At 62.3% G+C, this 24,403-nt stretch carries 26 protein-coding genes and 2 riboswitches; of the genes, 16 read left to right on the forward strand and 10 right to left on the reverse strand.

What is annotated here, in order from left to right; all coding sequences use genetic code 11:
- The first annotated feature begins 30 nt into the window (after positions 1-30).
- A complete protein-coding gene (gene purT, locus FEZ59_RS22870) occupies positions 31-1,266 on the forward strand; it encodes a formate-dependent phosphoribosylglycinamide formyltransferase (protein ID WP_021343268.1) in 1,236 nt (411 codons plus the stop codon).
- Positions 1,263-1,745, forward strand: coding sequence for a DUF456 domain-containing protein (locus FEZ59_RS22875; RefSeq protein ID WP_172933259.1), 483 nt, complete (start codon positions 1,263-1,265; stop codon positions 1,743-1,745). Before purT ends, FEZ59_RS22875 begins: the two co-directional genes overlap by 4 nt.
- On the opposite strand, the gene FEZ59_RS22880 is transcribed toward FEZ59_RS22875, so the two are convergent.
- Together FEZ59_RS22880 and FEZ59_RS22885 are read right to left on the reverse strand one after the other, a co-directional pair.
- On the reverse strand, positions 1,649-2,488 hold the full coding sequence (locus FEZ59_RS22880) for an amidohydrolase family protein (protein WP_024487914.1): 840 nt from the start codon (positions 2,486-2,488) through the stop codon (positions 1,649-1,651). The genes FEZ59_RS22875 and FEZ59_RS22880 overlap by 97 nt on opposite strands.
- A gap of 109 nt (positions 2,489-2,597) precedes the next feature.
- A complete protein-coding gene (locus FEZ59_RS22885) occupies positions 2,598-3,995 on the reverse strand; it encodes an FAD-dependent oxidoreductase (protein WP_172933260.1) in 1,398 nt (465 codons plus the stop codon).
- A gap of 230 nt (positions 3,996-4,225) precedes the next feature.
- Here FEZ59_RS22885 and FEZ59_RS22890 point away from each other — a divergent pair, with 230 nt between their 5' ends.
- From FEZ59_RS22890 to FEZ59_RS22900, 3 genes are read left to right on the forward strand one after another with little or no spacing between them, the layout of a single operon-like run.
- Positions 4,226-4,651 carry a hypothetical protein gene (locus FEZ59_RS22890; protein ID WP_019749485.1) on the forward strand — a complete coding sequence of 142 codons (426 nt, stop codon included), beginning with the start codon at positions 4,226-4,228 and terminating at the stop codon, positions 4,649-4,651.
- A gap of 46 nt (positions 4,652-4,697) precedes the next feature.
- On the forward strand, positions 4,698-5,126 hold the full coding sequence (locus FEZ59_RS22895) for a rhodanese-like domain-containing protein (RefSeq protein ID WP_007726822.1): 429 nt from the start codon (positions 4,698-4,700) through the stop codon (positions 5,124-5,126).
- Entirely contained in the window at positions 5,123-6,346 is a 1,224-nt protein-coding gene (locus tag FEZ59_RS22900; RefSeq protein WP_029538600.1) for an O-succinylhomoserine sulfhydrylase, read from the forward strand. Before FEZ59_RS22895 ends, FEZ59_RS22900 begins: the two co-directional genes overlap by 4 nt.
- Positions 6,347-6,390: 44 nt before the next feature.
- On the opposite strand, the gene FEZ59_RS22905 is transcribed toward FEZ59_RS22900, so the two are convergent.
- The 8 genes from FEZ59_RS22905 to FEZ59_RS22940 form a co-directional block, all read right to left on the reverse strand.
- On the reverse strand, positions 6,391-6,987 hold the full coding sequence (locus tag FEZ59_RS22905; RefSeq protein ID WP_113682312.1) for an alternate-type signal peptide domain-containing protein: 597 nt from the start codon (positions 6,985-6,987) through the stop codon (positions 6,391-6,393).
- Positions 6,987-8,573 carry a signal peptidase I gene (locus FEZ59_RS22910; RefSeq protein WP_172933261.1) on the reverse strand — a complete coding sequence of 529 codons (1,587 nt, stop codon included), beginning with the start codon at positions 8,571-8,573 and terminating at the stop codon, positions 6,987-6,989. Before FEZ59_RS22910 ends, FEZ59_RS22905 begins: the two co-directional genes overlap by 1 nt.
- Before the next feature lie 5 nt (positions 8,574-8,578).
- Positions 8,579-9,181 carry a SipW-dependent-type signal peptide-containing protein gene (locus FEZ59_RS22915; RefSeq protein ID WP_133728344.1) on the reverse strand — a complete coding sequence of 201 codons (603 nt, stop codon included), beginning with the start codon at positions 9,179-9,181 and terminating at the stop codon, positions 8,579-8,581.
- The gene (locus tag FEZ59_RS22920; protein ID WP_172933262.1) at positions 9,165-9,809 is read right to left on the reverse strand and encodes a signal peptidase I; all 645 of its coding nucleotides are present in this window, start codon (positions 9,807-9,809) and stop codon (positions 9,165-9,167) included. The genes FEZ59_RS22915 and FEZ59_RS22920 overlap by 17 nt, the downstream gene beginning before the upstream one ends.
- Positions 9,806-10,372 carry a hypothetical protein gene (locus FEZ59_RS22925; protein WP_020906666.1) on the reverse strand — a complete coding sequence of 189 codons (567 nt, stop codon included), beginning with the start codon at positions 10,370-10,372 and terminating at the stop codon, positions 9,806-9,808. Before FEZ59_RS22925 ends, FEZ59_RS22920 begins: the two co-directional genes overlap by 4 nt.
- Before the next feature lie 4 nt (positions 10,373-10,376).
- Positions 10,377-10,934 (reverse strand): alternate-type signal peptide domain-containing protein, encoded by a 558-nt coding sequence (locus FEZ59_RS22930; RefSeq protein WP_020906667.1) that lies wholly within the window; start codon positions 10,932-10,934, stop codon positions 10,377-10,379.
- A 287-nt stretch (positions 10,935-11,221) separates the two neighbouring features.
- Entirely contained in the window at positions 11,222-12,037 is an 816-nt protein-coding gene (locus FEZ59_RS22935; RefSeq protein WP_029254768.1) for an HAD-IIA family hydrolase, read from the reverse strand.
- Positions 12,038-12,074: 37 nt separating this feature from the next.
- A complete protein-coding gene (locus FEZ59_RS22940; protein ID WP_003944404.1) occupies positions 12,075-12,842 on the reverse strand; it encodes a sulfite exporter TauE/SafE family protein in 768 nt (255 codons plus the stop codon).
- A gap of 199 nt (positions 12,843-13,041) precedes the next feature.
- Positions 13,042-13,136, forward strand: a riboswitch (SAM riboswitch).
- A gap of 284 nt (positions 13,137-13,420) precedes the next feature.
- Here FEZ59_RS22940 and FEZ59_RS22945 point away from each other — a divergent pair.
- The 11 genes from FEZ59_RS22945 (at position 13,421) to FEZ59_RS22990 (ending at position 24,402) form a co-directional block, all read left to right on the forward strand.
- Positions 13,421-14,302 (forward strand): amino acid ABC transporter permease, encoded by an 882-nt coding sequence (locus FEZ59_RS22945; RefSeq protein WP_153210940.1) that lies wholly within the window; start codon positions 13,421-13,423, stop codon positions 14,300-14,302.
- 23 nt (positions 14,303-14,325) lie between these two features.
- Positions 14,326-15,084 (forward strand): amino acid ABC transporter ATP-binding protein, encoded by a 759-nt coding sequence (locus FEZ59_RS22950; RefSeq protein ID WP_269456395.1) that lies wholly within the window; start codon positions 14,326-14,328, stop codon positions 15,082-15,084.
- A gap of 34 nt (positions 15,085-15,118) precedes the next feature.
- The gene (locus FEZ59_RS22955; protein ID WP_172933264.1) at positions 15,119-16,090 is read left to right on the forward strand and encodes an ABC transporter substrate-binding protein; all 972 of its coding nucleotides are present in this window, start codon (positions 15,119-15,121) and stop codon (positions 16,088-16,090) included.
- A 10-nt stretch (positions 16,091-16,100) separates the two neighbouring features.
- Positions 16,101-17,210 (forward strand): FAD-dependent oxidoreductase, encoded by a 1,110-nt coding sequence (locus FEZ59_RS22960; RefSeq protein WP_172933265.1) that lies wholly within the window; start codon positions 16,101-16,103, stop codon positions 17,208-17,210.
- An 8-nt stretch (positions 17,211-17,218) separates the two neighbouring features.
- Positions 17,219-17,809: a GNAT family N-acetyltransferase gene (locus FEZ59_RS22965; protein ID WP_019749497.1), complete on the forward strand. Its 591-nt coding sequence runs from the start codon at positions 17,219-17,221 to the stop codon at positions 17,807-17,809.
- A 17-nt stretch (positions 17,810-17,826) separates the two neighbouring features.
- A riboswitch (SAM riboswitch) is annotated at positions 17,827-17,921 on the forward strand.
- An 8-nt stretch (positions 17,922-17,929) separates the two neighbouring features.
- Entirely contained in the window at positions 17,930-18,019 is a 90-nt protein-coding gene (locus tag FEZ59_RS30470) for a putative leader peptide (protein ID WP_310504006.1), read from the forward strand.
- Positions 18,020-18,156: 137 nt separating this feature from the next.
- Entirely contained in the window at positions 18,157-19,794 is a 1,638-nt protein-coding gene (locus tag FEZ59_RS22970) for an ABC transporter substrate-binding protein (RefSeq protein WP_019749499.1), read from the forward strand.
- Between the two features lie 2 nt (positions 19,795-19,796).
- Positions 19,797-20,795 (forward strand): ABC transporter permease, encoded by a 999-nt coding sequence (locus tag FEZ59_RS22975; RefSeq protein WP_070386603.1) that lies wholly within the window; start codon positions 19,797-19,799, stop codon positions 20,793-20,795.
- Positions 20,788-21,678, forward strand: coding sequence for an ABC transporter permease (locus FEZ59_RS22980; protein ID WP_007726838.1), 891 nt, complete (start codon positions 20,788-20,790; stop codon positions 21,676-21,678). The genes FEZ59_RS22975 and FEZ59_RS22980 overlap by 8 nt, the downstream gene beginning before the upstream one ends.
- Complete coding sequence (locus tag FEZ59_RS22985; RefSeq protein WP_092765802.1) at positions 21,675-23,297, forward strand: ABC transporter ATP-binding protein; 1,623 nt, start codon at positions 21,675-21,677, stop codon at positions 23,295-23,297. Before FEZ59_RS22980 ends, FEZ59_RS22985 begins: the two co-directional genes overlap by 4 nt.
- Positions 23,284-24,402 carry an LLM class flavin-dependent oxidoreductase gene (locus FEZ59_RS22990; RefSeq protein WP_019749502.1) on the forward strand — a complete coding sequence of 373 codons (1,119 nt, stop codon included), beginning with the start codon at positions 23,284-23,286 and terminating at the stop codon, positions 24,400-24,402. The genes FEZ59_RS22985 and FEZ59_RS22990 overlap by 14 nt, the downstream gene beginning before the upstream one ends.
- The last annotated feature ends 1 nt before the right edge of the window (position 24,403 follow it).

The raw sequence follows: 24,403 nt of genomic DNA on the forward strand, positions 1-24,403 counted from the left end.
CTGCATCGGGATTGGCATATAGTCGCACCCATGCAGCTTGATTCGACGCCTTCGCCCCTGCCGACGCTTCCGCTCCGATTCGGAACTCCCCTGACCGAGAACTCCATCCGCGTGATGATGTTGGGATCAGGCGAGTTGGGTAAGGAAGTTGTCATCGCGTTGCAGCGTCTGGGCGTCGAAGTGATTGCGGTGGATCGGTATCCCGATGCCCCTGGACACCAGGTGGCTCATCGTGCGCATACCGTCGACATGACCGATCCGGAAGCGCTGCTTGCCGTCATCGAGTTGGAAAAGCCTCACTTCGTGGTTCCCGAGATCGAGGCCATTGCGACGGATGCGCTTGCACTCGTTGAAGAACGCGGGGCCGCGGTGGTCATTCCCACCGCCCGCGCCACCCAGCTCACGATGAACCGTGAGGGGATCCGTCGGCTCGCGGCCGAGGAGTTGGGCCTGCCCACTTCGCCGTACGCTTTCGCGGACTCGCTTGCCGAAGTGCAGGCAGCGACAGACCGAATCGGTTTCCCGTGCGTCATCAAGCCCGTCATGTCCTCGTCGGGGAAGGGACAGTCGACGGTTCGATCCGCCGAAGATCTCGACGCCGCATGGGATTACGCGATGGCCGGAGGTCGTGTGAATCACGGCCGGGTGATCGTCGAGGGTTTTGTCGATTTCGATTACGAGATAACACAATTGACGGTTCGCGCCGTCGGTGAGAGCGGTCAGGTCGAGACGTCGTTCTGCGAGCCGATCGGGCACCTGCAGGAAGCCGGTGACTACATCGAATCGTGGCAGCCGCAGCAGATGTCCGCAGTTGCCCTCGCCTCGGCCCGAGACGTCGCCGAGAAGGTGACCACGGCTCTGGGCGGGCGAGGCATCTTCGGCGTCGAGCTATTCGTGAAGGGTGACGACGTCTTCTTCTCCGAAGTGAGCCCACGGCCGCACGACACCGGATTGGTGACTCTGCGGACGCAGCGACTTTCGGAGTTCGAGCTGCATGCCCGCGCGATCCTGGGATTGCCGGTCGACACGACGCTCACGGTTCCGGGAGCATCGGCGGTGATCTACGGCGGAGTGGAGGCTAAGGGGATCGGATTCGACGGCGTCGCCGAGGCACTCTCGGTTCCCGAGACGGACCTGCGGCTCTTCGGCAAGCCCGAGAGCTTCACGCGTCGTCGCATGGGTGTTGCAGTGTCGACGGCCGCCGATGTGCCGACTGCACGCGCCCGTGCTCGCGAGGCCGCGTCGAAGGTGCGTCCCGTCGGATGAGTCCTGTGGCCGAGGTCCTCGTCGGGCTGGTCATCCTCGTCGGTCTGATCGGTGTCGTCGTTCCGATTCTCCCGGGGACACTTCTCGTTTTCGGTGCAATTCTGGTGTGGGCGATCATGACCGGCGGCGCGACGGCGTGGACGGTGTTCGCGCTGTCCACGCTGTCACTGGTGGTCACCGGGATCGTGAAGTACACCTGGCCAGGCAAGCGGATGAAGTCCGGGGGAGTGCCCAACCTGTCGGTGGTGGTCGGCGGCGTCGTCGGCATCATCGGGTTCTTCGTGATTCCGGTCGTGGGCTTGTTCCTCGGATTCATCGTCGGAACGTATTTCGCCGAACTAGCGCGGCTGCGCCGTTACGACATCGCCTGGTCGTCGACGCTTCACGCGGTGAAGGCAGTCGGATTGTCCATGCTGGTGGAACTGTTCGGAGCGCTGATCGCGGCGGGGCTGTGGCTGGGAGCCGTCGCGTTCACTTGAGCGCAGCGGTACCAGGAGCGGGCGTTGTCGCACATGACCGCGGACAGGTCGTCGCCGACAGCTTCGGCGATCACGTCCAGGTCGTGGACCTCGAACGCTCGACGTGCCCGTGTGCCGGGTAGATCGGTGCCGAACATCAGCGCAGCGGGGTTGACCGCGTGGATCTGGCGAAGCACGTCGCCGACGTCGGAGATGGTGGTGCGGCCGAACCCGGTGGCTTTGACGCGTACCCCGCGGTCGACGAGGTTCAGGAGATACGGCAGTCCGCGGGTGGACATTCCCAAGTGGTCGATGCTCACCGCCGGCAATTTGGCGAAGACGGGTTCCAACGACAGCAACAGCGTGGCATCGACGTAGAACTCGGCGTGCCAGCCGACCAGATCGAATGCGCGGTTGGCGAGATCGGCGAGTAGACGCAGGTCGGTGGCGCCTCGGCGCAGATTGAATCGGACGGCGCGCACTCCCAGCGCGTCCAGCGCAACGATGTCTTCATCCGTCGCATCGAGCGGCAAAGCAGTGACGCCCACCCAGCCTTCGCCGAGCTCGGACAAGGCGGCTTTCAGGTATTCCTGGTCATTGCCCTGGTACGACGCGGTCACCACAGCGCCGCCGTCAACACTCAGGCCCTTCAGTGAGGCAAGCCGGGCCCGGTAATCGGCCACGGTGAAGGGCTCAGGCAGGTACCCGTGATTCTCGACCAGCGGGAAGCGCGGGTCGATGATATGCACGTGGGCGTCAAACACGGGGTCTATTTTGCCCTGTTGCCCTGGGTCCCCGCACACACCACCGGCCCGATGTGACCTGGGTCGCGTCGGGCCGGTGGAGGGCTTCTGTTCAGTTACTTCTGCGCACTCAGTTCGTGCGGTCGGGCTCGGACGCCTTCAGCATGTCGTGACGCTCGACGACCTTGATGCGCTCACGGCCTTCGGGCTCGCCCAGGCTGCGCTCGTGCGCGTCGAGGCGGTACCAGCCCTGCCAGGTCGTGTACGGCACCTGCTTGCCTTCGAGGAACTCGATGACGGCGTTCTCGTCGGGGTTCGCGGCGCCGGCGAAGCCGACGGAATCCTCGAGAAGATTCGCGACGGTTTCGTTGGCGTCACCCTTCGTGTGGCCGATGAGGCCGACGGGGCCGCGCTTGATCCAGCCGGTGACGTAGGTGGCCGGCATGAACCGGGCTGCGCCCTCGGCGTTGTCGTCGGCGACGACACGTCCGGCGTCGTTGGGGACGGTGCCCGCCTGGTCGTCGAACGGCAGCTGCGTGACGTTCTGCGAGAGGTAACCGACGGCGCGGTACACGGCCTGGACATCCCAGTCCTTGTACGTGCCGGTGCCCTTGACGTTGCCGGTGCCGTCGAGCTGAGTGCGCTCGGTGCGCAGGCCGACGACCTTGCCGTCTTCACCGAGGATCTCCGTGGGAGATTCGAAGAAGTGCAGGAACAGCTTGTGGGGGCGGGCTCCGACGTCGCGAATTGCCCAGTCCTGCAGCGTATTCGCGACCATGTCGACCTGCTTGGAGTTGCGGCGAGCCTGCTCCGAGCCCTCGTCGTAGTCGATGTCCTCGGGGTCGACGATGACCTCGATGGTCGGGGAATGGTCGAGCTCACGCAGTTCGAGAGGCGTGAACTTGGCCTGGGCCGGGCCACGGCGTCCGAAGACGTGAACCTCGACGGCCTTGTTGTTCTTGAGGCCCTCGTAGACGTTGGCGGGGATCTCGGTCGGCAGCAGTTCGTCGCCGGTCTTGGCGAGGACGCGGGCGATGTCGAGCGCAACGTTGCCCACGCCGAGGACGGCGACCTTCTCGGCTTCGAGCGGCCACGTACGCGGTACGTCGGGGTGGCCGTCGTACCAGGAGACGAAGTCGGCCGCGCCGTAGCTGCCGTCGAGTTCGATACCCGGGATGCCGAGCGCGCGGTCGGCGTTGGCGCCGGTCGAGAAGATGACCGCGTCGTAGAACGACTGCAGGTCGTCGAGGGTGATGTCGGTGCCGTAGTCGATGTTGCCGAGCAGGCGGACCTGAGGCTTGTCGAGCACCTTGTGCAGAGCGGTGATGATGCCCTTGATGCGCGGATGATCAGGCGCGACGCCGTAACGAATCAGGCCGAAGGGCGCGGGCATGCGCTCGAAGAGGTCGATGCTGACGCCGCGGCCGGAGACTGCGGTGTCGGATTTCATGAGGGCGTCGGCGGCGTAGATGCCGGCGGGGCCGGCGCCGACGATCGCGACCCGGAGTGGGCGGTTGGAGTCAGTCATCGTGAGGACAGCTACCTTCTTCGAAGTTCGGACAACATATCGACAAGTATCCAATTTAGCCGAACCTAAGCACAGTGCCTCGGTTGCGGCCGAACGGATCCACACTCTCACTCGATCGGTTGTGGGTAAACCTATTCTTTCTTCCCATTCTCCCGTTGTCTCGGGTATTCGGGGTAGGGGCCTGGTCCTTGACGGGCCACAATTTCAAGTTGTGGGGGAGTATTGGCGTTATGAGTGACGAGCTTCGCGAATCCGACAACATCGATGGCAAGAAGGCGTCTGCGGGGCCGTTCCTCTTGGCTGTTGCCATCGTCGCCTTGATTCTGGGTGGAATCTTCGTCGCGTCGTGGATCTCGCCGGCCGAGGAGAACGTCACCGAGTCGGACCGCGTGAGCCGCTCCGTCACCGACTACGTCGATGCCGAGAATCGAAATGACGCGGAGACGGTCAAGACCCTGACCTGCGCGAGCTTCAATTCGAGCACTGGTCCGATGGCCGGAGTCGACGGGACGGTCGAACTGAAGGGTGTGGACGGGGTCGTGGTCAACGGGGATCGCGCCAGGGCCGACGTGACGATCACCGGCGGCGGAGCGGGCGAGCGGGTCTCGACCTGGGCCCTGACCCGCGACGGCAACCGTTGGGTCGTCTGTAACTGACGGCCCGCTCAGGCGCTCACGGCAGTCTTGTGAAAACATGGACTACGTGAGTTACGCAGGCGATCTGACGCCGGAGCAAGCCTGGGAGCTGCTCCGCGAAAACCCCGACGCCGTGCTGGTCGACGTGCGGACCGATGCGGAGTGGAAGTACGTCGGTGTCCCCGATGTTTCCTCCCTCGGCAAGCAGGCCGCACTGATCGAATGGGTGAGCCACCCGACCGGCGCGCGCAATGACAACTTCGTCGACCAGTTGAAGGAAGCCGGCATCACCGCCGATTCCTCCGGGTCGGAGCGTCCGGTGATCTTCCTGTGTCGATCCGGACAACGTTCCATCGGTGCGGCGGAAGCTGCGACTGCGGCGGGCATCGGCCCGTCGTACAACGTGCTCGACGGGTTCGAAGGCGCATTGGGTGCCGACGGACATCGCGGACTTGTAGGTTGGCGGGCCATCGGCTTGCCATGGAGGCAGCAGTGAGCGGAATTCCCCAGGGTGGCGCATTTCAACGAGCGCTGCCGGACGACGTCGGTCTCGGCACTCTCGGTGTTCGCGGTGGACTGATGCGTACCGGGTTCGAGGAGACTTCCGAAGCGTTGTTCCTCAACTCCGGATTCGTCTACGAGAGTGCAGAAGCCGCCGAACAAGCCTTCACCGGCGAGGTGGATCATTTTGTCTACTCCCGCTACGGCAATCCGACGGTCAAGATGTTCGAAGAGCGTCTGCGTCTCATCGAAGGCGCGGAAGCCTGCTTTGCGACTGCCAGCGGAATGTCGGCTGTCTTCACCGCGTTGGGCGCGCTGTTGGGCAACGGCGACCGATTGGTGGCTGCGCGCAGCCTGTTCGGATCCTGCTTTGTCGTGTGCAACGAGATCCTTCCGCGCTGGGGAGTCGAGGTCGTCTTCGTCGACGGTGAAGACAACGCGCAGTGGGAAGAAGCGCTGTCGGTGCCGACCACTGCGGTGTTCTTCGAGACGCCGTCCAACCCGATGCAGTCCCTCGTCGACGTTCGGCGGGTGTCGGAGCTTGCTCATGCTGCCGGTGCAAAGGTAGTGCTGGACAACGTCTTCGCGACGCCGCTTCTGCAGCGCAGCCTCGATCTGGGTGCCGACGTCGTGGTGTACTCCGGTACCAAGCACATCGACGGTCAGGGCCGCGTGCTCGGCGGCGCGATCCTCGGAACCGAGGAATACATCAGCGGTCCCGTCCGAGAACTGATGCGGCACACCGGTCCTGCGCTCAGCCCGTTCAATGCGTGGACTCTGCTCAAGGGTCTCGAGACCATGCCGGTCCGAATTCGGCATTCCGTGGCTTCGGCACTCGAGATCGCCGAATTCCTCGAAGGGCACTCCGGCGTCAAGTGGGTCAAGTATCCGTACCTGACTTCGCACCCGCAGCACGAACTCGCGAAGTCTCAAATGAGCGGCGGCGGAACTGTAGTCACATTCGAGCTCAATGCGCCTGACGGCGAGGGCAAGAAGCGGGCGTTCGAGGTTCTCAACGGCCTGCGCGTCATTGACATCTCCAACAACTTGGGAGATTCCAAGTCTTTGATCACCCACCCCGCAACCACAACGCACCGGGCGATGGGTCCGGAAGGCCGTGCAGCGGTGGGTCTTACAGACGGCGTTGTGCGTTTGTCGGTGGGGCTGGAAGATACCGCCGATCTCTTGGCTGATCTGAAGCGAGCCCTCGGCTGATCCGGTAGAACGCCTTGCCCTCGAACTTCGTTTGGCGAGGCGTTCTACGGCGCAGGTGTCAGACCCAGTTGTTTGACGTCGATCGTCAACGCCGTCGTATTCAGTGTGAGGCCTGAGCTTGTCGTGTCGGCGGGGTAGATCGTGAACAGCACCTGCGCGGTCAGGTTGGTGTTGTTCAACGCCGATGTGACCGGGATGAGGTTCGGCGTCGGTGCCGTGCTGTCGTACAGCAGATTGTTGCTCTGATCCGTGACGTACGTGCGAAGGTCGATGTTGGCGGCTGCGAGCCCGCCGCTCAACTTGGTCTTGTCGACTGTCACGTTCGCTTTCAGACGAGGGCCGGTGGACATCACCTTCGAATCGCAGAAATACGTGTAGTTGAATCCGGGCTTGAGTCGGTAGGTAGTGATGTCCGGGATATATACGAGTGGATTCGGATTGGTGGGCGCGTTGACGTAGACCTGCGAATACCAGCCCCCGCCGCTCGTGGTCACGCATGCTCCCAGATCCAGGGTCCCGGACTGGACAGCGGCGCTCGTCAGGGTCGTACTGTCCGTCCATTTCGCCAATGTGCCCGAGCCGCCGAGCAATACAGCTCCGGCCGCGGCGACTGCCATGGCGGCTTTCGTCGTCTTTTTCATCACGGCACCAGGGCCTTGATCTCGTCCGGAAGTTCGCTCGGGGCAGGAGATTCGGCCCAGACTCCCGCTGACGTGTCGATGACGGTGACGCCGCCACTGGTGATCACATACAACTGATCGGTTCCGGTGAGCCAGTGGAGGACAGCGTCGGCGTCGACGGTACCTCGATACACCTCAGTTCCTGATGAATTCGACACGGACACAACGGGTCCACTGGCAGTCGAGAGCTTCTGGGCGCTGAGACCGGTCGTGGTCACCGGGGCGTCGATGGGAACCTCGCTCGGGGTGGTCGTAGTTGTTGTGGGCGCCGTTGTCATGGTCGTTGTTGTTGTCGTTGTGGACGGAGTAGTTGTAGCCGGTGACGAGGTGGTTGTCGAAGGTGTAGTTGTGCTGGTGGACGTCGGGGCCTGCGAGGTTGTTGATGCGCTCGGAGTAGTCGTGGGTGAAGGTATGGTCGAACTGACCGCTGCGGTGGAGGTGGTGGTCGTCGCACTCGGAGCTTGTGCAACCAGCGCCGAACGAGCGGCCGGAGCTGAGGCTGCCGTGGTTCCGCTCGTGGGTCCGGATACACACGCCATGTCATTGAGGATGATGAGCAGTGTCGAACTGCTGATGCGGTACCCGGTGTATTCCGGTGTCACGTAAGTTCCAACGAGTCCGTGTAATTCGACGTCGTAGTTCGTGTTCGACAGGAGAATCCCGCCGCTCGGCAGATCGGACAACGTCAGGGTCGTCGAGAGGCCGGTCACGTCTCTGATCAGCGGAGGTTGGGTGGTGTTGGTTGCGTTTCGGACGATGATTCGAAATGTATCCGTGGCAACGCCAGGCCAAGCGAGCACGACGGAAGTTCCCTTGTCCGAGCAGGTCATTGACGCGGGAGGTTTCGGAAAGCTCGCAGCAGTGGTGAACGAAATGCTTCCCGCTGTCGCCATGCCCGTGAAGGCGGCCTGGGTTCCGCCGATGTTCGCAATGCCCGCCACGCTGAGACCGACCGTTGTCAATGCGATGATTGCCTTGAAGGCGTGGGAATCGCCGTGCGCGTCCTGACGATCCAGCCTGGGTTCCCCTTCATCCGGTCTTTTCCGTGGGCGAAATGCGATGTACAGCAGTCCTCCGACAGCAATCGCACCAAGCACAAGCCCACTCGGTCCGGACAGCCAGACGGCCACGTAGCCGAGGCGGTTGATGCTGAAGAAAACTCGATCCGCTTCGGTGATGACGTAAGGATCTGGGTCTGTGACGGGATTCGCGTCGCCGCGCAGCTGTGCAATTGCAAGATTGTTGCCTTGCTGCTCGACCGTCTCGACACGATGGGTGATTCGAACGCCTTGGTTGTCGTAGACACTGACGATGTCACCGACCTGAACTTCCGAAGCAGGCACGGTGCGCGCGAATGCCAGAGCACCGGTCTCGATCGTGGGAGACATCGATCCGCTCTTGAAGATCAGCGGAGTGATACCGAAAGCGAAGCCGGCAATGAACAATCCGATGGATGCCAGACCGGCGAGGGCACCGAGGGTGAGCAGAAGTTCGTGAATCCGACGTGGCGTCGAGGCTTTCGGTGACATCTTCGTGTGTCGTGACACGGCGCTCACACCTTTGCCGAGAAGTTCAGGACGATGCTCGACGAGCTGCTCGTCGGTGGGGTCGGACTCGTCGGAAGCGTCACCGAGACACAAAGATTGTCGGTTGCCCCGATAGCCAGAGAACGGTCGGGCGCACCGACCGCCTGATTTGTGGTGAGTGTCAGCGGTAAGGACAACACCACATTGCTGCCATCTGTGCATTTGTTGGCCACAGTTCCGTTCAACGACACAGTCATCCGCAAGTAGGTCGTCAGCGCGCCGCCGCTGGTGGAAGTAATCGTGTATTTCAGAGGAAGATTCACGCCTGCCCCCACGTTGTTGACTTTGACGATGGCGGAGTTCGAGTCGCCGGGAATCATCCCGGTTTTGCCGAGTTGGCTGAAGTTCAGTGTCGTGGTCAGCGTGGGTTGGATTGTGGTATTCAACTGCAGATTGATCGACCCGGTCGTGATGTTTCCCGAAGTCGCAGTCGCGGAAGACGTCCAGGCCGCGAGCGTGGTCACACCGCCGACGCCAAGCACCATCCCCAGTGCGAGCAGCGCGCGAAAACGCGTGCTGGTCAACAGGTGACGAATCCGGTGGACCGGACGGTCAGGGCGCGAGGGCATCGTGCTGGCCTTTCTCGTTCTGGTCGGAGTTGGGGAGGTTGGAAGCTGAAGGGTCAGGAGCCAATCGTGCTCGAGCTCGCTCCTTCCGGTCGTCACGGATGCCGCTGATCATCATGTAGGCCGCGTACAGCAGTAGTGCTGTCACGACTATCACCACGATCACGGTGCGCTGCTCTCCGGTGAGCCAAGTGTTGACGTAGCCGAGATACGGAAGGCTGTACCAGACCTTTCCCCGGATCTGTACTGGCCGTACTTCTTTCTCGTCGCGTTCACCATTCGCGTCGCCCTGAGTGATGAAAGTTCGTTCACCCTTTTGGTTTTCACTTGTGGCGATGATCCGGTGCGTGACGACGGTCGGCTGACCCGATTCCAGCTGGTACGTAATAGGTGTACCGATCCCCAGTTCGGACGGATCGACAGGTTTGACGACGACCAGTGATCCAGGGTTGTACGTCGGGCGCATCGAACCGGTCAGAATCGTGAAGCGCTGCGCTCCCGCGAAGAAGGGGATGACAATGGTTGCGACGATGACTGCCGAAATCGCCAGCAGCAGTGTCCAACTGACGATAGAGGTGACCCACCACAGAGGGCCGGTACGTTCACCGCGTTTGGTCGAGTGTTTCGTCATGCCGCCCCTGCCTGGAACGTGAAGGTGGCGTTGGTCGTCTGACCGGAAACCGCACCAACACCCACCGTGAGCCGCAGACACAGGATGTAGGTGCCACCGGCTGCGAGCGGAGTCGGCATGTACGCGGGGGAAACCGGGTACTGCAGCGATGCATTCATCGATCCGGACGTCACTGGGGTCACTGCCGGAGCCGCGGTGTTGACGCCGGTCGGGCAGGCGCCTTCGTTGTCGACTCCGTACGTGGTCAACGTGAATCCCGGAAGTGCGCTCGTCGACTGCATTCGCCACTGCAGAGGATCAGACCCCGAATTCTTGACGGTGAGCGGAGCTTGCACCGTGTTTCCCGGGACCACAGGCGTCGTGGCCGTCGTCAAATTCGCCAGGGTGTACGCCGCACTGGTTCCGGCCGATGTACCAACGGTGAGGTTGACGCTGGCAGCGGTTGCGGTCCCACCACTCGCGCTCGCCGAATCGGACCACAGCGCGAGCGACTGCTGTGACGATGCGAACACCGCTACAGCAGCCACCGCGACTGCGATCGCTCCCCAGACCTTTTTCCTCATGAAATTACGGAGCCGGAGTCAGCGCTGTCTGAGTGACGACCAGCTTCATCGCCGCCAAGTTCAGCGACTGATTCTGCGCGACCTGGTTGGCCACCTCGGTGAAGTTCAGACGGACTCCGACGTGCACGATCGTGCCGTTCTGTACCTTGGTGATCTGTGAAATCGGGTTGCCACCAGCGTCCTTGATGGTCGTAACCGGCTGTACAGCGGCGGCAAGTTCGGCGCTGTTGGCACCTGGAACGATGCCGGCCGTATCAGCGGTCAGAACAGCCGCGAGACGATCGCCCACTGCGGTCACTGTGACGTCGCAGGTGTATTCGATGCTCTCGGTCGTGACGATGCGGTAAGCCGAGATGTTGGTGATCGCGGTCTTCGTCGGGTTGAGGGAGTTCCAACCGCCGCCGACCGGTGCGCAGGCGCTCAGGTCGAGTGCACCGGAAGTGACGGGTCCGCCGCCACTGACGTCGGCCGAGTCGCTCCACACAGCGAGCGAGCCCGCACCGCCGAGGAGGAGGGCGCCGGCCGCCGCAGCAGCGATCGCGCCCTTGGTCTGCTTCTTCATGAAAATCTCATTTCATGTCTGGGACCCGAAATGGGTCGTTCAGACATGAGTATCAGCCACGGCAAACGATTCGTTACTACTTCTTCTCAAATTTCTTTTTGGACTGTGATCCACCTATTGTCGGGGGTGTATTCGCCTCTGACCTGCGAATAACTATCAGTACGCAATCTTCCTTCGAAAGAAACCGCTTGTTTGTCCAGCTGGACAAAGTGGACGAGTCGGATCCTGGCAAATCTAGTGTTTTTTACCAGTTAATTACCGACTCGCGGTTTTGTTTTGCAATTGAATCAATTGTTTGCGGTGCTACGGAATGGATCGGTTGTCATTCCTACAAGATCGGCGACCGACTCGAGAACGACTGTGGGTCGGTACGGGAAGAGCTCCACCGACGCGCGGGTCGAGATCCCGGTCATCACCAGAATCGTCTGCAGTCCGGCTTCGAGGCCACAGACGATGTCGGTGTCCATCCGGTCGCCGATCATCAATGTGTTGGCCGAATGAGCGCCGATGGACCGCAGGGCAGAGCGCATCATCAAGGCGTTGGGCTTGCCGACGTAGTAGGGATCGCGTCCGGTTGCCTTGGTGATGAGAGCGGCGACCGAGCCGGTGGCCGGCAGCGAGCCGTCACGCGACGGCCCAGTGGCGTCGGGGTTGGTGGCGATGAACCGCGAACCACGCTCGACCAGGCGAATGGCGGTGGTGATCGCCTCGAACGAGTACGTGCGCGTCTCGCCGAGTACGACGTAGTCGGGGTCACTGTCCGTCAGGACGTAACCGATGTCGTGCAGGGCAGTGGTCAGGCCCGATTCGCCGACCACGTAGGCGCTGCCGCCTGGCCGCTGGTTGGCCAGGAACGTCGCGGTAGCGAGCGCTGACGTCCAGATCGACTTCTCCGGGATGTCGAGTCCCGAATTGAGCAGGCGTGCTCGCAGGTCACGCGGGGTTCGGATGGAGTTGTTGGTGAGCACCATGTACGGGATGTCGTTCGACGCCAGCTCTGCCAGGAACGTGTCCGCTCCAGGTATCAAGTGCTCCTCGTGGACGAGAACCCCGTCCATGTCCATGAGGTAGGTCCAACCGGTCTGATCTTCTGTACTGGTCATGACTCCAGTATGTGCGGGTGCCGCCCGATGTGGGCGATCAAGCGAGAAGGCGCCACAGCCCGATCAGGCCGACGACGACAATCGTGTAGCGCAATGCAGTGGGGGACAGGCGCCGTCCGTAGCGGGCGCCCAGGACGCCACCGCCGAGCGAGCCGACAGCGATCAAACCGGCTGCTGCCCAATTGATCTGATCGAACGCCAGAGTGATGTACATGCCCGCTGCAACGATGTTGACGAGCAGTGAGAGCAGGTTCTTCGCGCCGTTCATGCGTTGGAGGGTTTCAGGGAGGATGGCACCCATCACACCGATGAGAAGGATGCCCTGCGCGGCAGTGAAGTATCCGCCGTAGATGCCGACCGCAAAGGTGCCGGCGGTCAGGAGCATCAGCCTCTTGGTGGACAGCGTCGTTTCTTCGGTTGAACGCTTCTTGGCCCACGCCTGGATGCGTGGTTGGAGGAGGACGAGCGCGAGAGCGAGGACCAACAGCACCGGAACGATGGTTTCGAACAGTTTCTCGGGTAGATGCATGAGCAACCAGGAACCGAGTAGTGCCCCGGCGAGTGACGCCGGAATCTGCCACTTCAGTCGATCCCACTGTCCGGACAGCTCGCGTCGGTAGCCCCAGGTGCCGGAAACTCCGCCGGCGACGAGCCCGACCGCGTTGGACATGGTCGCGGTCACGGGCGGCATGCCGAAGGCGACCAGCGTCGGGAACGTGATCAGCGTTCCACTGCCGACCACGGCGTTGATCGCGCCCGCACCGATGCCGGCCAGCAATATGAAGAAAGCGTCGAGTCCACTCACTCCGCAGACGGTACGGCAGAGGAAAAGTCGGTCCAGACGGCGGTCCCGGTCTTCGTTCGAACACTCTATTGAACACGTCGAACGCGGCTTCTGACACCGTTGAAATCAGTGCGATTTCAACCTGGTTGATCTTTCATTTCCCTTGCAGTGCAGGGAAATACAACATTTGACGACTAGACATTTCGGGTCTAGTCTTTGCTCACCATCCAGAGCGACCGAGAGACCTGGCTCGTCGACGTCGCAGCAACCCCCCGAGCGATCGGGAGCGGGTGCTACCGCCAGGACCGATGGAAGGCATCACATGGGTTCCACTTCGCACGCTCCGCACAGGCGCCGCCACATCGATCTGTGCCGCACCGCTTCGTGTCACTGTCGCTGACCGAACCGTCGTCTTCGCAACTCGAGCTCACCAACTCGAGACCACAGCTGCGTTCCCATTCCCCGAAAGGTCTATTCGTCATGTCCACTCCGTCAGGTAGCGCGCCGTGAGCGCGCCCACCGATGTCCGCCCCGAAAAGTCGGTGTCCGAGCCGCAACTTCCGGACTCGGAGCTTGTCGTTGCTCGCACCTGGCACCCGCTGCGCTGGGTGATCAGTGCGGTCGTGCTGGTACTGCTTGCTCAGTTCATCCACGGACTCGTCGTCAACCCCGGCTGGGACTGGCCGACCTTCGCGCAATACTTCACCGCGAAATCAGTGCTCGCCGCGCTGTGGATGACGATCAAACTGACGCTGTGGGGGACGATCCTCGGATTCGGTCTCGGTGTTTTCCTGGCACTCGGTCGGTTGTCGAAAAACCCGGTCCTGCAGGTGATCGCTTGGACCTACATCTGGGCCTTCCGCTCGATTCCACTCATCGTGCAGCTGCTCTTCTGGTTCAACATCACATACCTGTACCAGACGCTTTCTCTCGGAATACCTTTCGGGCCCGAGTTCTTCACCTTCCAGGTCAGCGGTGTGATCGGCGGATTCACCGCGGCAGTCATCGGTTTGGCGCTGCACCAGGCTGCATACTCGGCCGAGATCATTCGCTCCGGAATCATTTCGGTGGATCACGGCCAGATCGAAGCTGCTCACTCGCTCGGTATTCCGCGCAGTCGCCAGTTCTTCAAGATCGTTCTCCCGCAGGCAATGCGAGCGATCCTCCCCAATGCCGCCAACGAGGTCATCGGACTCTTCAAGGGAACGTCGATCGTCTCCACCATGGCAATCGCCGAACTGTTCTACCAGGTGCAGGTCATCTTCGGCCGCAACGGACGAGTCGTGCCCCTGTTGATGGTCGCCACGATCTGGTACATCATCCTCACGACGTTGCTCTCGATCGGTCAGTACTACGTGGAGCGCCACTATGCACGAGGATCCGCCCGTGCGCTTCCGTTGACTCCGGTACAGAAGGCGCGCAAGAAGTTCGAAGAGATTCGCGATGCGCGTCTCGATATTCCGAGAGGTGCGACCCGATGACCGTAGAACTGACCGAAGAGACGGTGTATGCCGTCGAAGCGCGCGGAATTCACAAGTCGTTCGGCACGCTGGAAGTACTTGCAGGCGTTGATCTCCTGGTCCGCAAGGGTGAAGTGACCGTCATTCTCGGTCCGTCTGGTTCCGGTAAGTCCACCTTGCTGCGCACCCTCAATCACCTCGAGAAGGTCGACCGCGGGACCGTGCGGATCGACGGAGAACTGATCGGGTACCGGCGCAAGGGAAATCGGCTCCACGAACTGCGTGACCGCGAGATCCTGAAACAGCGTTCGCACATCGGATTCGTGTTCCAGAACTTCAATCTGTTTCCGCACCTGACCGCGCTGGAAAACGTGGTGGAAGCGCCGCTCTCGGCCCAGAAGCGTGATCGTGACGAGGTGTACCGCGAGGCCCGCGCACTGCTCGAGCGAGTGGGAGTGGGGGACAAGGCGGACGAGTATCCCCGCCAACTCTCCGGTGGCCAGCAACAGCGCGTCGCGATAGCGCGAGCGCTGGCACTGCGGCCGGCGGTCATTCTCTTCGACGAGCCGACGTCGGCGCTCGACCCGGAACTGGTCGGCGAGGTTCTCGAGGTCCTCGCTCAGCTGGCCCGTGACGGCGCCACCTTGGTGATCGTCACACACGAGGTCGGATTTGCTCGGGAAGTGGCGGACACTGCGGTCTTCATGGACGGCGGCGTCATCGTCGAACAGGGCCCACCTTCGCAGGTGATCGACAATCCGGTCCACGAACGGACCAAAGCTTTTCTCTCCCGCGTCCTCTGACGCGACCCAGACTCATTCCCGGAAGGAAAAATTGATGTTCTCCCCATCCCGTCGCGCGACTTTTCTGATCTCGGCTCTTGCCACAGTCGGATTGCTCAGCGCTGCGTGCAGCAGCGCGGACGCGGAGTCCGACGGCGCCCAGGTCACCGCTGCTGCGGGTTACAACCTCACTGCCGATCAGAACCGCATCACCACCGACAAAGTCGATTCCATTGCCGCCGAGCTACCTCAGGACATTCGCGATCGTGGCACGCTGCGCGTCACCGGTAGTGCCGGTGCCGCTCCGCCGCTCCGCTTCTACGCCGACGACGACACCACTCTCATCGGTTCCGAGACCGACTTCGCCTACTTGATCGGTGACGTTCTCGGTTTGAAGGTCGACCTGCAGACCGCAGACTGGGCACAGAACTTCGTTCGCGTCGACTCCGGCGAGGCTGATGCATTCCTGTCCAATGTGACTGTGACGGAAGAGCGTAAAGAGAAGTACGACTTCGCCACCTACCGACTCGACACCCTGGCCTTCGAAGCCAAGAAGGGCTCCGGGATCTCCATCAAGGAACCCAAGGATGTCGCAGGCAAGAAGATCGCGGTAGGTTCCGGCACCAATCAGGAAGCGCTGCTGGTCAAATGGAGTGAGCAGAACGTCGCGGCCGGCCTCGCCCCCACCGACATCTCCTACTACCAGAACACCACCGACTACTACCTGCCGCTGCAGTCCGGCCGGATCGACGCCTACTTCGGACCGAACCCGTCGTCGCAGTTCCATGCCAAGCAGTCGGGTGAAACCGAAGTTGTCGGTGAGTTCTCCGGTGCAGGCGACACGCTGCAGGGTCAGATCGCGGTTCTGGTGAAGAAGGACAATGGCCTGATCAAGGCAATCAACGACGCGATCAACCACACGATCGAGAACGGCACGTACCAGCAGATCCTCGAGCGCTGGAACATCACGAATGAAGCCGTCGACACGTCCCTGATCAACCCGCCCGGCCTTCCGAAGACCAAGTGAGCTCTCGTCCATGAGTGAGATTCTCGATGTGATCGTCATCGGCGGAGGACTCGTCGGGTCCTCCGCCGCCTGGCGGCTCGCGGCGCGCGGACGTAGCGTCGTTCAGCTGGAACAGTTCGGGCCGGGGCACAAGCACGGTGCGTCGCACGGTACTTCGCGCATCTACCGTCAGGCGTACGACAATCACCTGTACACCGGGTTGGCGGCCGACGCGCTGCCGCTGTGGCGAGAGTTGGAGACCACGACGGACATCGGGTTCCTGGAACTCACCGGTGCCGTTGATCACGGCCTGCCGCAGGCAGTGCAGTCCAAGGCGAAGATACTTCTCGAGGCGGGCATCAAGGGCGAGATCCTCACCCCTGCCGAGGCGTCCGCCCGTTGGCCGGGGCTGCGATTCGACACCACGGTGCTCCATCATCCCGATGCAGGCCGGTTGCACGCGGACCGCGCCGTGACCGCTCTGAAGGCGGGAGCGGTGTTTGCCGGCGCCGAGGTCCGTCACGACGTTCGGGTGTTGGCACTCGCGCGGGCGTCCTACGGCGTGGACGTGGTGACGGACAGTGGAACGCTCGCAGCTCGTCAGGTAGTGATCGCGGCCGGTGCGTGGACTGCAGATCTGATCGCAGACAGCGGTCTCGGCTCCGAGATCGTACTGCCGACACTGCGCACGACACAGGAACAACCGGCACACTTCGCACCGCTCGATCCCGGAGTCGAGTGGCCGAGTTTCGTTCACCACACCGGCGCAGAATTGGAGACCGCGGGGATCTACGGGCTCGGTTCCGAGGACGGGATCAAGATCGGCGAACACGCGACCGGGCCGGTGGTGACTCCGCAGACCCGTGACTACACCCCTGGTGTCGACGGAGAGCAGCGATTGGTGGAGTACGCCGAGTCGTGGTTGCCCGGTGTCGATTCCATCCGTGTCGAGTCGCTCACCTGCCTGTACACGAGCACGCCGGACAGTAACTTCGTCATCGACCGAGTCGGCGCCGTCACAGTGGCGGCGGGGTTCTCGGGGCATGGGTTCAAGTTCGGTCCGGCCTTGGGTGAACTTGTGGCGGATCTCGTCGACGGAACCACCCTCGCTCCGGAAGTTTTCAGGCTGGGGGAGCGTTGACCAGATTCATGGAGGAAAGTGTTGTGGCACTGGAGCTCGGAACTCGACAGCTCGAGGGTGTCGGAGCGGTAGAGGTCTATTCGGTATCGCAGGACGATCCCTTGGCAGCTCCACTGATCGCGGAGTTGGCACTCGAATACAGTTCGCGTTACGGCGGGACTCGCGAAGCGATGCTCGAGGATCTCACGACGTATCCGGCAGAAGAATTTGCCTACCCGCAGGGTGCACTTCTGGTGCTCACCCACGACGGTCTGCCGATCGCCGGTGGTGCGTTTCGTCAATTCGATTCCACCACTGCCGAACTGAAGAGAATCTGGACATCGGTCGACTATCGGAAGCGCGGCCTCGGCAAGGCCGTCGTTCGCGAGTTGGAACGAGAGATCGAACTTCGTGGATACAACCGGGTGTTTCTCACGACGGGTCCTCGGCAACCCGAGGCCGTCGCGCTGTATCTGTCCAGTGGATACACACCGCTTTACGACGCGTCACTCTCGCCCGAAGAGGTGGGCATCCACCCGTTCGAGAAACAACTTCGGGTCCTCGAAAATGTGACTCGAGCAGCAATTCCTACCGACCGGGTTGACAACACCCGGGTTTAACCTCGTACACTTGCGAACGACCATCCAGAGCGACCGAGAGACCTGGCTCATTGAAGTCGCAGCAACCCCCCGAGTGATCGGGTGCGGGTGCTACCGCCAGGACCGATGGAGGAACACGAAATGAAGGCAGTCGAAGGCGGTTTCGATACCGCCTGGTCGCGTCGTCACGTAGACCTGTGCCGCACCGCGGGATCTTTCTGTACCAACTGACCTCGGTCAGTCATTCACACTCAGGCGAGTCGTCGACAAGTCTGTTTTCTCTTCTCTCACAAGTGATTCGTGCTCGATCGCCTTTCTCGTCTCAGGCGACGGGTGCGCTCTTCGGCATGCCTCTTTAGGAGTTCTTGGTGTCTTCGCCCTCATTCGGTGCCCGCAAACGCGCGACCGTAATCGCCGGTATCGGTGCTGTCTCGGTTCTCGGCACCGTCCTCGCCGGCTGCAGCAGCGGGAGTGACAGTGCTGCCGACGCAGGCCCCGCCCAGTCCGGCGGAACCCTTCGCTACGGTCTGTCGCAGGCGCCGACGTGCGCCGATCCGGCCCAGGCCGGCAGTAACCAGACCGTGTATGTCACTCGGACCGTGGTGGATTCGCTGACCGATCAAAATCCTGACACCGGAGAGATCACCCCGTGGCTCGCCAAGAGCTGGGAGATCAGCCCCGACGCCGCTAGCTTCACGTTCGTCCTTCGCGACGACGCCACCTTCAGCGACGGCACACCGGTGACGGCGGATTCGGTGAAGAAGACCTTCGACTCGGTCAAGAACCTCGGACCGAACGCGTCGTTGGCGAAGAGTTACCTGTCCTCGTACACCGGTACCGACGTCGTAGATGCTCACACGGCGAAGATCAATTTCTCCGGACCCAATGTTCAGTTCCTGCAGGCAACTTCGACGCCACAGCTCGGAATCCTCGCCGATTCCACCACCGCGCTGGCATCCGAGCAGCGCTGCCCCGGTGCAGCGGTGATCGCCTCCGGACCGTTCGTGTACACCGACTGGCAGCAGGACAAGAGCGTCAAGATCGCCAAGCGTGCGGGATACAACTGGGCGTCGGACGCGGTCGCGCATCAGGGTGAGGCCTACCTCGACGGCGTCGACTTCACGGTGGTCCCCGAATCCGGTGTGCGGGCAGGCAGCGTGGCCTCCGGCCAGCTCGATGCGGTCAGCGATGCGCTTCCGCAGGATGCGCCGCAGATCGAGGGCGCAGGCGGACGAATCCTCACAAGGCCGAACCCGGGTGTGAGCTTCTTCTTCCAGCCAAACGTCAGTCGCGGCGTTCTCGCCGATCAGGCTGTTCGCCAGGCCATCATTCCCGCGATCAACCGCCAAGAACTCGTCGACACTGTTCTGGATCCGTCGTTCTTCCCGGCCACGAGCCCGTTGGCTCACACCACTCCGCTCTACAGCGACGAATCCAGTGTCGTGACGTACGACGCCGACAAGTCGGCGAAGCTTCTCGACGCGGCTGGTTGGAAGGCCGGCAGCGACGGTATCCGCGAGAAGGACGGGCAGAAGCTCACTTTCAGCGTCACCTTCAGTCCGGTGTTCTCGGGTAACCAGGCCATCCTCGAGCTCGTACAGCAGCAGCTCAAGAAGGTCGGCGTCGACTTGCAGCTCAACCTGGTCTCGAACGGTGAATGGACCGAGAAGGGAGTATCGGGTGATTACGATTCGCTGTATTACAACAGCACTCGCGCGGACGCCGACATCCTGCGGGCATCGTTCAGCACCGAGGGCCGCAACCTGAACCGTCGCGGCGCAGATCCGGAGCTCGACAAGGTACTCACAGACCAGCTTGCAGCCACGGACAACGGCCAACGCGGCGAACTGGTATCCACTGCACAGGAATTGATCCTCGACCGTGGACTCTCCATCCCCACCATCGAGCTCTCACAGGCCATCGGCGCCGGATCGAGTGTGCAGGACCTGAACTTCGAAGCCTCCTCACGCCTGCAGTTCTACGACGCATGGTTGTCGGGTAAGTAATCATGACTCGATACGTACTCACCCGACTGGGTCAGGCCGCAGTGGTCCTGTGGGCCGCCTTCACCATCTCGTTCGTGATTCTGTTCCTCCTGCCGAGTGATCCCGTCAGCATGGCTGCCGACTCGTCCGGTCAGGGTGTCGCAGTGGATCAGGCTGCGCTCGATCAGCTTCGGGCGCGGTACGGCTTGGACCAGTCGGTGTGGGTGCAGTACTGGACGTCGCTGACGAATGCTCTTCGCGGCGATTTCGGTACATCGATCTCCACCGGTCAGCCGGTGACGGATGCCATCTTCTCGGCGCTGCCCAGCACTCTGGTGCTGGCAACCACCGCTTTGGTTCTGGCCGTGTTGTTCGGAGTGGCGATCGCGTTCTTCGCTACCTACACCCGCAAGCGGTGGCTCGCGAACCTGTTGTTCTCTTTGCCGCCGCTGGGTGTGGCAGTGCCTACTTTCTGGGTGGGCCTGATTCTTCTGCAACTCTTCTCGTTCCGCCTGCACATCTTCCCGGCATTCGGAGACAAGGGATTCGCAACGGTGATTCTTCCGGCGATCACCTTGGCGATCCCGACCGGCGCGGTGATCGCGCAGGTGCTCACGACCAGCCTGCAGTCGACGCTACGTTCGCCGCATGTGGAGACTGCGTACGCCAAGGGCGCAAGCCGTTGGCGCGTGCAGACCCGTCACGCGTTGCGACTGGCGAGCATTCCGGCATTCACCATTGCCGGTGTGCTGGTCGGTACGCTGCTGGCGGGCTCGGTGGTTGTGGAAACGGTGTTCTCTCGCGCGGGCGTCGGCCGTCTGACACAGACGTCGGTGATGGCGCAGGACATCCCGGTGGTGCAGGGAGTCGTTGTGTTCGCCTCTCTCGTGTTCGTGCTCGTCAACCTCGCGGTCGACCTCTTCTACCCCTTGATAGATCCACGGATCATCCAGACGAAGAAGAGTCACACCGAAAAGTCGAATACCGAAAGCTCGACCGATCTGGAGCCGGCTCATGTCTGACACATTGATCGAACCCCTACTCCTCGATCCGAGCGTCGAGGCGAAGGCACCTGTTGTTTCGCGCCGAAAGTCCACGGCCATCGGCTGGATCCGAAAGCCCGGCTTGGTGATTCCGGTGTTGATCGTGTTGCTTGCCATCGGCTTTGCCGTCGCACCCGGATTCTTTGCCAGCGGCGATCCGTTGTCCGGTGTCCCGGCGGACAAACTGCAGGGCCCGAGCCTGGCTCACTGGTTCGGAACCGACAATCTCGGACGTGACCTGTACACACGGTTCGTGCACGGCGCCGCGCTGTCCCTGACCGCAACCTTGGTGGCGGTCGGAATCGCATTGGTGGCGGGATCGATAATCGGATTGCTCGCGGGCTTTGTCGGTGGCGTCGTCGACGCCGTGCTGATGCGCATCGTCGACGTGCTGCTGTCCATTCCGGCACTGCTGCTCTCGTTGGCCCTTGTCACCGCACTCGGCTTCGGCACCATCAACGTCGCCATTGCTGTCGGCGTCAGTATGGTCGCCAATTTCGCGCGAGTGATGCGTGCCGAAGTGATGCGGGTGCGCGGAGCTCAGTACGTCGAGGCTGCGTTCAGTTCAGGTGTGCAGTGGCTCGGTGTCCTGCGTCGGCACGTGCTTCCCAACTCCTACGCGCCGGTGGTCGCGCTGTCCGCTGTCGAGTTCGGGCAGGCAGTACTGGCCGTGTCGGCTCTGAGCTTCTTGGGATTCGGCGCCGTTCCGCCTACCCCGGAATGGGGATCGCTGGTATCCGAGGGACGCAATTTCCTCGCCAATGCCTGGTGGATGACAACACTTCCCGGTCTCGCGATTGTCGCCGTGGTCATCTCGGCACACCGTATCGGCCACGAGATCGAAAGGAACAACCGGCGATGAGCACGACCGAGGAACAGTTGCTTTCCGTCACCGACTTACAGATCGCCTACGGCGCCGAACCCGCGGTAGCCGGCGTGAGCTTCACCGTCGGTCGGGGCGAAGTAGTTGCGGTGGTCGGGGAATCGGGTTCCGGTAAGTCGACCACGGCACACGCGATATTGGGTCTGCTCGCCGGCAGTGGCCACGTCACCGGCGGGACCGTCGAGTTCGAGGGTGAACAGATCGACTCGTATTCCGACCGTGCGTGGCAGCGAATCCGCGGCGCGCGTATCGGTTTGGTGCCGCAGGATCCGACGACCTCGCTCAACCCGGTGACGCGGATCGGCGACCAGGTTGCAGAAGTCCTCCGGATCCACGGCCTCGCGGACCGTCGCAAAGCCCGGTTGGACGCCGTCGAGGTGCTCGAGCGCGCGGGTATCGACCGGCCGGAAATCCGAGCACGCCAGTACCCACACGAGCTCTCCGGCGGTATGCGGCAACGAGTTCTGATCGGTATCGCGCTTGTCGCGAACCCCGCCCTCATCATCGCCGACGAGCCGACCAGTGCTCTGGACGTCACGGTTCAACGACGCATCCTCGACCACTTGGACGAGCGAATCGCCGAATCCGGTGCCGCCGTGCTCCTGATCACGCACGACCTGGGAGTGGCCGCAGACCGCGCGGACCGGATCCTGGTGATGCAGGGCGGCAGGATCGTCGAATCCGGCCGCACCGCAGATATTCTGGACAACCCGCGACACGAGTACACGAAGAAGCTGCTCGACTCGGCTCCGAGCCTGTCCTCGGGACCGGTCGATCGGCCGGTCCGTCAGGATACGAGCCCGCTGCTGACGTTGACCGGAATCACCAAGCGTTTCAACGTCGGACGCGGGAGTTCGATCACCGCGGTGAACGAGGTATCGCTGACTGTTCCGCGTGGTCAGACGGTGTCATTGGTGGGGGAGTCCGGCTCCGGCAAGTCGACCACGGCGCGCATCGCCGTGCGGTTGGAGCAGGCGGATGCCGGCACCATCTCCTTCGACGGACACGACATCACGAAGGTCAAGGGCAGCGATCTGCGCGAGCTGCGCCGAAAGATCCAGCTCGTGTACCAGAACCCCTATGCATCACTCGACCCGAAATTGTCCGTCCAGGACATCGTTGCGGAGCCGCTGCGGGCCTTCAAGGTTGGTGGACGCAGCCAGCAGCAGAGTCGTGCAGCAGAGTTGCTCGATCAGGTTGCACTTCCCGAGCAGTTCCTGAGCCGCAAACCGGCCGAACTCTCGGGCGGCCAGCGTCAACGGGTGGCGATCGCTCGTGCGCTCGCTTTGAAGCCGGACCTGCTCGTTCTCGACGAACCTGTGTCCGCTCTCGACGTCTCGGTGCAAGCGCAGATTCTGGCGCTACTCGACGAGTTGCAGCGCGAACTGGGCCTGACCTATCTCTTCATCTCCCACGATCTTGCGGTTGTTCGCCAGATCAGCGACGTGGTCGGCGTCATGCAGGCCGGGCGATTGCTCGAAATCGGTACTACCACCGAGATTTTCGACAATCCCCGAAACGAGTACACACGCACACTTCTCGACGCGATCCCCGGGCGGGATCATTCGACACGAAAGGCCGAACATGTCCGAGCGTAGTTCCGGAGCATTCCTGGTCGGCCTCGAATTCGAGGGAACCGGAGCTCATCCGTACTCCTGGCGACGCGAGGATTCGCGCGCCGAAGATCTGTTCACGCCCTCGTACTGGGTGGACCTGGTGACCGCCGCGGATCGGGGTGGGGTGGATCTGGCGTTCCTCCCTGACTCGTTCGGACTGCAATCCGAGGGCCAGCACGCAGTGCGGGGCAGATTGGAGGCGGTTGCAACTGCGGCGCGGCTGAGTGCTGTGACCTCGCGTATCGGCCTGATCCCCACTGCGACAGTCACGCACACCGAGCCGTTCCACATCTCCAAGGCCGTCGCGAGTATCGACTACTCCTCAGCGGGGCGGGCCGGCTGGCAGGTCGCGGTGTCCGACACCGCTGAGCAGGCGTCGTTGTTCGGCCGAAAGGCAGTGCAGGGCCCCGAGTCCGCGTGGGAGGAAGCGTCCGAGGCTGTCGAGGTGGTCAGTCGGCTGTGGGACAGCTGGGAGGACGACGCCGAGATACGGGACGCTGCGAGCGGGCGATTCATTGATCGAGACAAGCTGCACTACATCGACTTCGAGGGAAAGAACTTTTCCGTCAAAGGGCCGTCCATCACGCCGCGCTCCCCGCAGGGGCAGCCGCTGATCGCCGTCGACGCGAGCAGGCCGGAGGCACGCGAGCTCGCTGTTGCGCGCGGAGATCTGATTCGGATCTCGGCAACCGACCTCGGCGAGGCCAACGCCACGGCCAAGTTGGTCCACGCGAATGCCGCTGCCCTCGGGCGCAGCGTCAGGGTTCTCCTCGACGTCGACGTGCTTCTCGGCGCTGATCGCGGAGCCGCCGACGACGCTCTGGCCGAACTCGAGGAATGGGCGGGAGCGCCGTACGCCCCGCACTCGCTGTTCTATCGCGGTGACAGCGCCGGCCTGACTGTCCTCCTTCGCGAGATCGGTGGGCTGGCCGGGGTCGACGGTGTTGTCCTGCGTCCCTTGGCTTTGGCTGCCGCAGTGGAGAAGATCGCGGCGGACGTGGTGCCGACTCTCAATCCGCGACCGACTACCGGCCCGACGCTGCGCGAGCGGTTGGGTTTCGAGTTGCCCGTCAATCAGTTCGCGTAAC

It is taken from the genome of Rhodococcus sp. MS13 (assembly GCF_013277835.1).
Lineage (GTDB): Bacteria > Actinomycetota > Actinomycetes > Mycobacteriales > Mycobacteriaceae > Rhodococcus_F > Rhodococcus_F erythropolis.